9 protein-coding genes and 1 tRNA gene are annotated in these 12,330 nt (G+C 48.4%); 7 read left to right on the plus strand and 3 right to left on the minus strand.

Going from position 1 to position 12,330, the window contains the following annotated elements:
* Positions 1-13: 13 nt before the first annotated feature.
* The 4 genes from CMO31_08870 (at position 14) to CMO31_08885 (ending at position 4,483) form a co-directional block, all read left to right on the plus strand.
* Entirely contained in the window at positions 14-1,522 is a 1,509-nt protein-coding gene (locus tag CMO31_08870; GenBank protein ID MAZ54104.1) for an L-arabinose isomerase, read from the plus strand.
* Positions 1,523-1,648: 126 nt separating this feature from the next.
* Positions 1,649-1,723: transfer RNA gene (locus CMO31_08875), tRNA-Val, on the plus strand.
* Positions 1,724-1,882: 159 nt separating this feature from the next.
* Entirely contained in the window at positions 1,883-3,307 is a 1,425-nt protein-coding gene (locus CMO31_08880) for a hypothetical protein (GenBank protein ID MAZ54105.1), read from the plus strand.
* Between the two features lie 183 nt (positions 3,308-3,490).
* Positions 3,491-4,483, plus strand: coding sequence for a D-glycerate dehydrogenase (locus tag CMO31_08885; protein MAZ54106.1), 993 nt, complete (start codon positions 3,491-3,493; stop codon positions 4,481-4,483).
* 31 nt (positions 4,484-4,514) lie between these two features.
* Here CMO31_08885 and CMO31_08890 read toward each other — a convergent pair whose 3' ends face one another.
* Positions 4,515-6,539, minus strand: coding sequence for a hypothetical protein (locus CMO31_08890; protein ID MAZ54107.1), 2,025 nt, complete (start codon positions 6,537-6,539; stop codon positions 4,515-4,517).
* Positions 6,540-6,764: 225 nt separating this feature from the next.
* On the opposite strand from CMO31_08890, the gene CMO31_08895 reads away from it, so the two are divergent.
* A complete protein-coding gene (locus CMO31_08895; GenBank protein ID MAZ54108.1) occupies positions 6,765-6,953 on the plus strand; it encodes a hypothetical protein in 189 nt (62 codons plus the stop codon).
* Between the two features lie 72 nt (positions 6,954-7,025).
* Complete coding sequence (locus CMO31_08900; protein MAZ54109.1) at positions 7,026-7,496, plus strand: hypothetical protein; 471 nt, start codon at positions 7,026-7,028, stop codon at positions 7,494-7,496.
* 94 nt (positions 7,497-7,590) lie between these two features.
* On the opposite strand, the gene CMO31_08905 is transcribed toward CMO31_08900, so the two are convergent.
* Both CMO31_08905 and CMO31_08910 read right to left on the minus strand, forming a co-directional pair.
* On the minus strand, positions 7,591-8,748 hold the full coding sequence (locus CMO31_08905; protein MAZ54110.1) for a hypothetical protein: 1,158 nt from the start codon (positions 8,746-8,748) through the stop codon (positions 7,591-7,593).
* Between the two features lie 36 nt (positions 8,749-8,784).
* The gene (locus CMO31_08910) at positions 8,785-9,393 is read right to left on the minus strand and encodes a serine/threonine protein phosphatase (GenBank protein MAZ54111.1); all 609 of its coding nucleotides are present in this window, start codon (positions 9,391-9,393) and stop codon (positions 8,785-8,787) included.
* Positions 9,394-9,661: 268 nt separating this feature from the next.
* Between CMO31_08910 and CMO31_08915 the strand changes: the two genes are divergently transcribed.
* Positions 9,662-12,322: a hypothetical protein gene (locus CMO31_08915; protein MAZ54112.1), complete on the plus strand. Its 2,661-nt coding sequence runs from the start codon at positions 9,662-9,664 to the stop codon at positions 12,320-12,322.
* The last annotated feature ends 8 nt before the right edge of the window (positions 12,323-12,330 follow it).

Raw genomic sequence — 12,330 nt, forward strand, 5'->3', positions numbered from 1 at the left:
AAGTCTAACAATCATGAATACTTTATCGATTCCAGAAATATGGTTTGTGTGCGGATCGCAACACCTGTATGGCCCAGGTCCGCTCCAAGAGGTAGCTTCTAATGCTGAAAAGGTTGCTGCAGCACTAGATGAATCTGAACACGTTGCTCTGCCGGTTCGCTATAAAGCTCTAGTTACAACGCCTGCTGAAGTCACGAAACTAATGCAAGAAGCTAGTGGTGATGAGGCATGCGCTGGCCTTATTTTATGGATGCATACTTTTTCACCCGCCAAAATGTGGATCCGGGGTTTATCCGCACTAAATAAGCCATTTTGTCATCTGCACACACAATTTAATCGTGAATTGCCTTGGGCCGATATTGACATGGACTTCATGAACCTTAACCAGGCTGCCCATGGGGATCGAGAGGCTGGTTTTCTCCACACAAGAATGCGGTTGGAACGCAAGGTTGTTGTGGGCCACTGGTCCGACCCAGAGGTACAAGAAAGACTTGGCGTTTGGGCAAGGGCCGCACACGCTTGGCACGATCTACAAGGCGCAAAATTTGTTCGCTTCGGAGACAACATGCGGTACGTCGCTGTTACTGAGGGTGACAAAGTAGCTAGTGAACTGCGATTCGGTTTTGAGGTTAACACCCATGGAGTTGGGGATCTTGTGGAGCACGTTCAAGCGACTGAAGAATCCCGCGTTTCATCCCTAATTTCAGAGTACGAGGATATCTACGAAATTAGCAAAGACCTCCGACCTGGCGGAGAGAGGCATGAAGAGTTGCGTTACGGCGCTAGGCTGGAGTTGGGTATGCGTTCGTTCCTTGAGGCCGGTAATTACAAGGGCTTTACGGACACTTTTGAAGATCTTCATGGCCTCAGGCAACTCCCTGGCTTGGCGACACAAAGATTGATGGCTGATGGTTACGGGTTTGGCGGTGAGGGAGATTGGAAGACTGCGGTACTACTCAGGGCACTAAAAGTAATGTCTCAAGGTTTGAAGGGTGGCACCTCATTCATGGAAGACTACACGTACCACCTAGCTCCCGGGGACCATAAGGTTTTAGGTTCACACATGCTCGAAGTGTGCCCAAGTATCGCTTCAGGCGTACCTTCGGTGGAGATCCATCCTCTGGGCATCGGAGGTAAGGAGGATCCAGTGCGATTGGTATTTGATGCCCCAGCAGGCGAAGCGATTCACGTTTCGCTCGTGCATCTCGGTAATCGCTTCCGTTTGATAGTAAGTGAAGTGGAGGCAGTAGATTTCCCAGACCTACCGAAACTTCCTGTTGCTCGGGCAGTATGGCGCTGTAAGCCTGACTTCAAAACAGCAATTGCTGCGTGGATCTATTCAGGTGGCGCTCATCACACTGTATATAGTTATTCCTTAAAAACCGAATTTCTTGAGGATTTCGCTAATTTGGCGGGTGTTGAACTTGTGGTGATCGACAACGACACAAAACTCCGAGAGCTTAAGAACGAATTACGACAAAACGACCTAACGTTCGCCCTTAATCAAGGTCTGCGCTTATAAAGTTACTAACGGATTTTTTGGCAGAGGAGATCGAGTACCGTCAAAAGGCTTTAATTTTTCACGGAATAGGAACCATTTGAGGTTGTGGCACCGCTAGGATGCCGTTCGGTAGACTACGGTTCTTTTGGGCGGTTAGCTCAGCGGAAGAGCGCTCGCTTCACACGCGAGAGGTCGCTGGTTCAAACCCAGTACCGCCCACCAAATCGATACCCCAACAGACTCTAAAGTGAATCGAAGGATAACGTTGTACGAAGGTTAGATTAGGCCTTGAACAACAATCATTAAGGAACCAATTTTGTGTTTTTACTTTTGGCCCAAATAACGTTAGTTTAGAATGAGTCTATAGATATTAATGGAAAAGTGCTTAAGCAGATCCGGTATGTCCCTGCAGATATTCCGATTATGGACAGATACGACGTTGTCGTTTGCGGTGGTGGGCCTGCAGGTTTAGCAGCTGCCCTAACTGCAGCGAGAGAAGGAATGAAAACGCTGTTGATCGAGGCTCAAGGACAGCTTGGGGGAGTCGGAACCTCCGGCATGGTGTCCCATTGGCTTGGAGGCCGAACACATAACTGCTCGCACTGGGTGATTGGCGGTGTTTTCCGTGAGCTCGCGACTGAAGCTACAGATCGAGGTATTGCCCTGCTACCTAAGCCAGATAAGCGTGAGAAACACTCGCCCTTCGGCTGGGACAAAAGGCGCGGTGGTCTTATATCCGGGGTGCCGTTCGAACCGTTCGCCATGGCTGCATTACTTGATGAGAAGTTGTTAGCAGCCAAAGTGGACCTCCTATACTTCAGCCGGATTGTGGATGTAATGCAGTCCGATCATCGCATCACTCACCTGATCATCCACAATAAGAGTGGGTTTTCGGCGGTACCAGCTCAATTAGTAATTGATGCAACTGGGGATGCAGATGTTGCTCACCTATCGGGTTGTGAAACCAACATTGGGCGTGACGAGGATCGATTGATGACCCCGGTGACCCTACAAGTGCACATGGACGGTATTGACCAGGACGCCCTTACTGACTACATCGACGAGCATGATTCGCCCCGGTTCCTCCGAGAAATAGAACAGCTCCGCGAACAAGGAGAATGGCCATTCTCGTACGATCGTTTTATTAGCGTGCAACTTACTGAGAAGGGCACCATGATGATAAACACTCCCAGGATCACTGGTATTGACGGCACTGACGGCGCATCAATAACACAGGGTGTAATCCAAGGTCGACGGGAGATCATGCAGCTGTTGGGCGTGATGAGGAAGCACTTTCCGGGCTGCAAGAATGCACGGTTGCGGTCGGTAGCATCTATGCTTGGAGTGCGGGAAACCCGTCGTATTGTCGGTAAATACCGATACACGGTAGAGGATGTGATTGTGGGACAGGAGCTCCCCGATACCATTGGCTTTACCTCCTACGGGTGGGATCTGCCCGATCCTATTCGTCCCAGTCACGACCCGATGAAAACCAAGAAGATTCGGCGTAAGCGGCCGGTAACATCAATGCCGTACCGCATGATGCTGCCCCAGCCAATTGGTAATCTGATTTGTCCGGGGCGGGCAGTAAGTACCGAACGAGCACTGCTCGGCCCCCTACGGGTGCAGGCGCCGTGCATGGCAATGGGACAAGCTGCCGGTGCAGCAACGGTCCTAATACCAGCAGATGGCGGGTTTGCCGATGTTGACTTGGAAGCGCTCCGTACTAGGTTGAGGTCACAAGGAGCGATTGTTGACTACGATCCATCGTGGGACGACCAATCGTCGGGACATAGTCACTTTTGAAGTAGTCTCATAGCCAGAGCTAAAATGCTTTAGGCTGCAGAACAATCAGGTCTAACTAAGCCACGTTTATAACCCTCACTGGAGAACGGTCCAAGATGCTTAGCCCCCAGCAAGATTCCGTCAGGTTGCTTATGATTTTCTGTTGTTAGGCTGCTTCTGCCTCTACATCCGGTAATATTGGTTATGGAAGCACCTCGTATTTTCTCCTCTCGGCGGTTACTTGATGCGGCATTCACTCCGCTCGAGAATCTAGATGTTGATTGGAAAGTTCGTCAAGGTGATGACGACATACCTCGTCAGGAACTAATCGAACAGGTGTCAGGGTGTACCGCCTTGATCGTGTTTCATTCCGATCAGGTTAATGACGAACTGCTAGATGCTGCCGGCCCAGGATTACGCGTGGTTGCCAATTATGGAGTCGGGTACGACCATATAGACGTTGATGCTTGCACCAGCCGTGGCGTAGCAGTCGCCAACACCCCAGGAGTGCTAACAGATGCAACGGCTGATCTAACATGGGCACTCCTAATGTCCCTAGCTCGCCGCATCCCAGAAGGTCATCGTTTGGTCACTAGCGGCGACTGGGAGGGCTGGAAACCACTAGTTCTTCTGGGCGTAGAGCTGCGTGGCAAAGTGCTAGGTGTGGTTGGTATGGGGCGAATTGGCCGAGCTATAGCGAAACGGGCTCTAGGCTTTGGCATGGAAGTTATCTACCACAACCGAAAGCGTGATGAAGAGTCCGACCGAAATCTAGGTGTGACGTATTGTGCCGAATTACCTGAGTTACTCAGGCGCGCAGACATAATCACCATTAACGCCCCACTGACCATTGAAACACACCATTTAATTGGTGCTGAAGAACTCGAGCAAATGAAGTCGACTTCTATGTTGATTAATACTGCCAGAGGTCCCTTGGTTGATGAGGAGGCTTTAGTTACTGCTTTGAGTAATGGCAAGATCTGGGGAGCTGGCCTCGATGTGTTTGAACGGGAACCGGAAGTTCATCCGGGGCTGTTAGAGCTTGATAATGTGGTGTTAGCGCCACACCTTGGTTCTTCCACTCAAGAGGCAAGGTCAGCCATGGCTAGGCTTTGTGGCGAAGCAGTAGCCGCGGTTTTGCAAGGAAGAACAGTACCGCACATAATCAATCCAGATGTAGTGTCCAGAACAACCTGATTCCACCCCAAAGTATCTTTTGAGCTAAGGTTTACCAGCGCCTAAACACTTGCTCTATAAACCAAAGTAGACCACCGACGATAGCTAGTGCCAAAGTAATGTGCAATACCGGTTTTAACCAGCGAGGTGGACGACGGAGGACAATAACTTCCTGCATTTGTTCAGGCGCTTTTGGTACACCTGCTACCTCCGTGCCTATCGCAGCTTCTGGAATCAGCTCTCTTCCCATTACCTCCTTTAAAGCCTCTTCTTTGGATTCTTTTGGGTCTTCAGTGTTGATGTCGATGGTAATCGGCCCGAAGCCCGGTACGAACACCACGGTTTCTGGTAATTTGACGGGTTCAATATCGATTACGCATTCGACTGTTTTGTTTGAACCTTCAACGCCTATAGAAAAATACCCCGGTCCTGTGGGAGTCTCCTCTGGGATGGAGAAACTAACTAACGCTAATCCATCGCCGATTACAGAATTCTCTACAGCCATTGCGGTACCCCCCAAAGCGACCGTAACCGCGCCATCGACGTTCAGTCCCTCTGCTCGCAAACTTACAGGTCCTCCTGGCCTCAGTACCCCATAAGCCCGGCAGTACCCTAACTCGGATCTCGAGACCGTGAAGTCTACTCCGCTAGACAGGTCGCCTAGATGGTCAAGGACACTAAGTTGATCGTCGACAGTCATAAGCTGAAGTCGTATTTTATTAGGGACATTGTCCTTTATTGAGCGAGCGAACCTCGTGTTGCTAGTAAAACCCAGTTGAATTCCTTGTGAAATCGCGATTTTGTGATTGGGGAATGCCGACTCGTTTGCTTTTGGGTTCGGGTCGGGGAGACTGTACAGATCAGCCTCGAATGACACTTGGAAAGCGAAGGGTCCGACGATTTCGACAAGCTCTTGAGTGTCATCCGTTTCGAACACGATTAAATGGGGAAACGAATCGTTCTGTGTTGCTTTAGCAGAGAACACCAAGTCAATTCCTTCGAGCCCGGTTCTCGGTGCACCGATTGCTAAGAGCTCCTGATCACTCACCCCTAAACCTTCCCGATAATCTAAGAAGCCCCATACGGTAGTTGACTCCTCTGGTTGCAAAACCCCGTTGAGTTCTATGCGAAGATCGATAGGCGACCAGGGTAGGTCAGGGTGGTAACTTCCGCTAATCGTGGAAAAGGCCAAGGTAACTTCACCTAAGTCGTTATGCGGCTTTAGAGAGCGAGTCTCCTGTATAGGATCATGTATTCGTTTTGCCAGGAGAGCCGACGGTAGGTTGGCTCGTGGCCCCTGGATTGAGGCACCTGGGACAATTGCGGCTCCAGTACGCAGGAGTTCAACCTCCTGATCAACCAGTTCAATATTTCCCCATTCCGCATCGACTCCCATCTGCTGTGCCTGCCACCTCATGAGTGCCCCTTCAGCATTGCGGAGAGGGAGAGATAGAGCCCGACCTACGGCGTGAGCCAAAAGAACCTCTGATGGATCGAGGTAAGCAAGTTGGCCTAGAGGCAAATCAGCATATTTGTCTACAACAGCAATGCGACCGTCATAAGGCCGAACGCAATTGCCGCGGAACCTCCAGCAACCTGCCCAACTAATCACGGGTGTTTTCTCGCCAGATTCTTCGACAAACCGTCTTATATTTATGAGGGTGAGGCCCGTACTGGAATAGCCACTAGCAGCGTGAACAGCATCACAATGTTGTATTAGGGTGTGAAATTCTCTTCCCTGATCGGTACCATCACCTACCACGTCACCCGCCGTGCCCACACTGGGGTCAGGATCTAGAATTATAGGTAGTTTCAACTCGTTCTGTAGCTGACTGCTGTATGCGCTACGGAGTGTCACATCAGCTTGAGGAATGAACACAACCTCTGTAGAACGCCGGAGCCTTTCTCGAAGCTCTATACCTACTCTATTACCATCAAAACTCTGTTCAGTAGGACTGCCTTGCACGGCGCACCAAGTGACTGGCACCTGGACCGTCTGCCCGGTCGCCGTAATGCTTAAAGAGAGGATGACTAAGCCCACTACGACAGCGATATGTCGGAGATTAGTAAATTTCATAGGTCGGACTTAAACGTATCTCCAGGCGTTTCAACCATAGGGGATTTGTGTTCCACAGGAATCACTATAAATCTAGTGACTTACAAATACTGTGATAAAAGGTCCCGAGATTCGAAATGCCTGACCTTTGTTTTGCACAATTTGTCCTCTTGGGGGGGGGTAGGGTGACCAGTAAATCCTATATTTATTCAGGAAAATTAATGCCATGTGTACTGACGTCACGTTATGTCTAATAGGGGCCTGAGGTATAACGAAGTGACAATGAAACTCACGCCACAAGAAACCCAATTGTTCCGTCATAATGGATTCATTAAATTCCCCACCAGGCTAACTAAAGAGCATGTGGACAGCCTAAAAGCACAATCCCTGAGTGACATGAAGGAAGAAATTGAACCCCTGGTTAGAAAAGACTGAAGGGCAATTCGTATTTCGAATGTTTGGGGTCGTGGTGGAATTTTTCGAGAAACCATCCAATGTAATGAGATCATGACACCCCTGGAGTCACTTTTAGGGCCCAATATTGAATTTCTTCTTAATCGACACAATCACGTGTATTTGCGTGATCAAGACTCAACGGCTTCCTTAAAATTGCACCGCGATGTAAGGCAGTGGTCACGTACAATAGTTACGATTTTGATTTATCTCGAAGATACTCATTTGGAGAACGGCTGCACCCGCATTATCCCAGGTTCGCATCTCTTAACGTCTTTGCCGAATGATATTGAAGCTGCACAGGACCAGGTAGCTGTAAGGCAGGCGATTCCACTCCCTATGCCTGCCGGTGGGTTATTAGCGATTGATAGCATGGTTCTCCATGCTGCAGGTGTGAATCGGACCGAAGGTACACGCCTAAGCATGACGCTTGGGTATCACAGCGTAGACGAATTTGCAGAACCCGATGAACAAAAGAGGGTTTTAGTTCGTGGAGAACGAGTTTACGACGGAAATGACCAGTAGAGTCGAATCAAGGCTAGTTCCAATATCTATTACACGTAGATCTAGTTTTTCCTGCTCCTAAATCGGATCGGCAAGTTGATATCAACGTTTCTGATCATCTGCATTCCTGAGTATTTCCGCCTGAATATGTGAAATGATCAATCTGTTGTCCCGAATCATCAAACAGGAAAACTGTGTCCCCAGAGTTGTTCCATACTGCTTGCTTTGGGAAAATTACTTTCAATTCCTGATTTTCGGTAAGAGTAGAGTTCGGAAGGTATACCCGATGTCCTGCCTCGTCTTCGATATACCAAAGAGCGGTGTTCAATCGAGCTTTAGATCTTAATGTGATTACCTCATTTCCCGCGTCTTGACCCGCTGGATTGTACAAGACGCATTCCACCCGCAAGTCTATGGAATTGGTCATAGGTGAAGAGTTCAGAAAAAAGGTTTTCTCAGTTGTGACTGTGTAGGAACCATCGAGTTTCGCCTTGACTACAATATGACCATGAAGATCGGTACGGAATACTTCTGCGTCAACAGAGTCGTATAACCTCAGGCTTGCCTGTTTAGGATGACCATAGCTATTGCCTTTACCAACTCCAATAACAACTGTTTCTGGCATGAGCTTAATTAGTCCCGCGGTTGTATCACCGTTGGAACTGCCGTGATGACTTGCTTTATGAACTTCTACATCTACCAACAGGTCTGGGTGGTTGTGTAGCCACCAGTCGAATTGTTCTTGTTCTGCATCTCCTGTAAGACTCACTTGGAAATCGCCGTAAGAGATTATTATTCCAACACTGTTGTTGTTCTGTCCCCAACTTTCGAATCCAGGGACGGGAAGAACCTGTAAATCCACAGCACCCAGGTTGATAACCTGATTATTAGGTTTGACATTATGAATGCCGAACGCTGTGACAGCACGTTCCAGGTCCTCATAAACACGTGTGTCGTGAGGGAAGCTATTTCCCATGAAGAAACGTGGTTCGAGTTCTTCAACGATCTGAATGAGTCCACCTATGTGGTCAGCATGCATATGACTTGCGATAACTAGTGTGATGTCAGTAACGCCAATTTTGTTTAAGTACTCGAAAGCATCGTGCGTATGTACTCCTCCGTCATAAATTACGGTTTCTCCACTCGGAACCTGGATGAGCACACTGTCACCTTGACCAACATCGATGAAATGGACTTCTAGTTCCTGCCCGAATGCTGCAGCTAGCAGGACGATGAAGGAAATAATTCTCAGATTCAAGGAGTTGTTATCCAATGCCTTATTGTGGACCTAGAAAATAAGACCGTAACATCAATCATCAGGCAATTCGATCTCTAGTCCCCCTGGACCTGCATTTATGACGGGCACTTTGTCTAGTGATGACCGTGTTCCAGAGCTAGGGTGAATGTGACCGCATACTACGAGGGCTGGGCAGGTACGTTCGACGGTTTCAAGCAGAGCCACGCTCCCGAGATGAGCTCCTGTTTCAGAAATATCACCTGCACCGAGTGGGGGAGAATGAGACACTAATACAGCTCCATTTGGGCACGCACGTAGGAGCTTCCTTGCTTCCTGTTCAGAAAAATCATAACTCCAAGAACCGAAGGGAGTTACTGGAATACCTCCCACGACACCATAGAAGTCTCTCCCCAGGAGGTGGATGCCCGATCCATGGATCACACGTACGGCTGACCAATCTTCACAAGCTTTAGTGAGTTCACCTATTGATTCGTTGTTACCTGGAACCACCACTGTCGGAGTTGTTATTTCCCTAAGCGTTTCGATGCACGTTTGAAGGTTACGGCGCATAACTCCAAAATCTCCGGCACCAATAAGGACATCGTAATTCGAAGATTGTTCAACAATGTGCCGGGCAGCCTCGCTGTCGTTATGGATGTCGCTGAAAACTAGGAGTTTCATCCTAAAATGATAGTAGATTGATGTTGTCTTATGGTGAAAATGGTAATCCTGTGCTGGCTAATAAGAATATTGAGTCTGTAATTTAAACCGGATTGTTTGAGTTCAATGCTTCTTCAAATCTTGATGTTTACCTTTTGATCTTCCTGCTTTAGAGGAAGTTTTTTGGTCGTTGAGGTGGTGAATTGAATCGTGACATTGATACTCAATCGCTGTGACGTAGATATCTGAACCTCTATTTGGTAAAAATGCGGTTATGGCGGTGAACAAGATGGATAAACGATCAATATCGCGCCGGCCGGAATTCCTCTACCAAGGTGCAAAGACCCGAGAAATCTCCTTTCCCCTAGGAGGCCTTGGAACGGGTTGCATTGGGCTGTCGGGAGATGGACGTCTTGTTGATTGGGAGATCTTTAACAAGCCAAATAAAGGCGGTATTAACGGTTATTCCCACTTTGCCATAAAGGCTGAGAATTCGGGCATAGTACTTGATACGCGCCTTTTACACGGCGATCTATTGCCCCCCTATAGCGGTGAGGGTCAACAGTTTGGCTCGGGCCCTAACCGAGGTTACTTGGCTGGCCTTCCCCACTTCCGCACGTCGACATTTCGTGGTGAATTTCCTAAGGCAACGATTTCTTTGGAAGACCAGGCGTTCCCTGGGTCGATAGAGTTAACTGCATTCAACCCCTTCATACCGCAAGAGGATAAAGATTCCGGAATTCCCGGAGCCTTTTTTGAGATTGAAGTTCGTAATACTACTGAGACCCCTATTGCGTACACCATTTGCTTTTCTGCTAAGAACCCACTTCCGGGAAAACCGAAAAACCATTTCCGTTACGATCCCCAACTCTCAACGATCCAAATGTCCTCATGTGACCTGCAACCCGATGACCCTAGATATGGTGACATTACTATTTCTACCGACGCGGAAGATGTAAGCCACTTAGAATATTGGGACATGACTGCGTACAAAGGTGGTTGGGCTGATGACGTGAATGGCTATTGGAAAAAATTAGCAGCACCCGGAAGGTTTAATCAAGCTCCTGTCAAAAAGTGCGCGCGGAACACAGGGGCTAGCAAAAGTCATCATGCTAGTCTAGCTGCCCACATAGAAGTGAAGCCACGAGAAACAAGGACGATCCGGTTTCTGATTACTTGGAACTTCCCCTTATGTACTAACTATTGGAATCCGGTATTGATGGATGATGGGATTGAAGACCGAGTGGCTAACACCTGGAAGAATTATTACGCCACTTTGTGGGGCGACTCGACGGAATCAGCCCGTTACGCTTTCGAGTGTTGGGATGCGCTTCACAGCATGACTAACACTTTTCGGAATGCTCTTTTCTCATCTACTTTGCCTCCTGTCGTTATCGACGCTGTTTCCGCAAACCTTTCTGTTCTGAAAAGTCCGACCGTGCAACGGTTAGAAGACGGGACACTTTATGGATGGGAGGGTTGCCATCCGGATGAAGGTTGTTGCGAGGGCAGTTGTACACACGTTTGGAACTATGCATACGCCCTGCCATTTTTATTCCCAAAGCTAGAACGTGGGATGCGGGAGGTAGATTACCGACACAACATGGGTCCAGACGGAAGCATGAGCTTCCGTCTGCAATTACCTCTCGGAAGGCCGAGATGGGAATTCCGACCCTGTGTTGACGGCCAATTCGGTGGTGTTATACAAACCTACAGAGACTGGAAAATTTCTGGCGATACGGATTGGCTTCTCAGGCTCTGGCCATCAGTCGAAAAAAGCTTATCCTTTGCTTGGTCACCCGATAATGCGGATCAGTGGGACAGAAATCGAGATGGAGTATTAGAGGGATTGCAACATCACACCCTCGATGTGGAGCTTTTTGGTCCAAGCTCCTGGTTAAATGGTTTTTATCTAGCTGCGTTGAAAGCCGCTAGTGAAATGGCTAACCATCTCAATAAAGATGTTGCTGCTAACGAATACAATGCCCTTTTTGAATCAGGGAAGCTATGGGTCGACGAACATCTATTTAATGGAGAGTATTACCACCAAGATATAGACCTGACCAATAAAGACATACTTGAAGAGTTCATGGGCCCTCGGTCGAGCACTAAACTCGATGGTCGCAGTGAAGCCGACATCTTTTGGGATGAGTACTGGGACGAGGAACACCAGCAGATTAGGTACCAGGTGGCGGAGGGTTGCGGTATTGATCAGGTTGTGGCTCAGTGGCACGCTAACCTTTGTGGATTGGGAGAGGTTTTTGATAAGACACAGACCTTGGTCGCCCTCAGGTCAATCTATAACCACAATTTTGTGAGGGAATTACGGAAGGTTAACAATCGCAATCGGCGAGTCTTCAGCATCAATGATGAAGCAGGAGTCCTTACTTGTTCCTACCCTCGTCACGAGCCTGAGGTGCCCCTATCTTTTGCTGCAGAGACAATGAGCGGATTTGAGTATCAGGTGGCTTGTCACATGGTTCAGGAGGGCATGATGAGCGAAGGGCTAGAGATTGTGAGTGCGATTAGGAAGAGGCACGATGGTGAAAAACGAAACCCGTGGAATGAGTTCGAATGCGGTAGCAACTATGCTCGTTCGATGGCTTCCTATGCTCTGTTGCCCGCTCTAAGTGGTTTCAAGTTTGACATGACCAAAGGTGTGATTGGTTTTGACCCGAAACAAGATCTTCAGTCCCACCAGTATTTTTGGTCTATTAACGAAGGTTGGGGCATTGTGGAGATTAACGACAACAACATCAATCTTTCAGTTCTTCATGGCTCGCTGGTTCTCCGTGAGTACCATTCAAAACTGATTGCTGAGCGAGGAGTCCAAGGGGCGACCCTAGATGATCGAGGCATCACGTTTGCTGTATGTAGTAATGCTGTGCTCTTTGATAACATGATTGATATACAAGCTGGTAAAAAGCTAAGGCTGGAATTCGATAAATAGCTAAGGAA

Source organism: Trueperaceae bacterium (genome assembly GCA_002707365.1).
Lineage (GTDB): Bacteria > Deinococcota > Deinococci > Deinococcales > Trueperaceae > UBA6957.

What these genes read in the sequence shown, in the direction of transcription:
- CMO31_08870 (MAZ54104.1), top strand. Translation starts at nt 14, where the DNA reads ATGAATACTTTATCGATTCCAGAAATATGGTTTGTGTGCGGATCGCAA.
- CMO31_08885 (MAZ54106.1), top strand. Translation starts at nt 3,491, where the DNA reads ATGGAAGCACCTCGTATTTTCTCCTCTCGGCGGTTACTTGATGCGGCA.
- CMO31_08890 (MAZ54107.1), bottom strand. Translation starts at nt 6,539, where the DNA reads ATGAAATTTACTAATCTCCGACATATCGCTGTCGTAGTGGGCTTAGTC.
- CMO31_08895 (MAZ54108.1), top strand. Translation starts at nt 6,765, where the DNA reads ATGTCTAATAGGGGCCTGAGGTATAACGAAGTGACAATGAAACTCACG.
- CMO31_08900 (MAZ54109.1), top strand. Translation starts at nt 7,026, where the DNA reads ATGACACCCCTGGAGTCACTTTTAGGGCCCAATATTGAATTTCTTCTT.
- CMO31_08910 (MAZ54111.1), bottom strand. Translation starts at nt 9,393, where the DNA reads ATGAAACTCCTAGTTTTCAGCGACATCCATAACGACAGCGAGGCTGCC.
- CMO31_08915 (MAZ54112.1), top strand. Translation starts at nt 9,662, where the DNA reads ATGGATAAACGATCAATATCGCGCCGGCCGGAATTCCTCTACCAAGGT.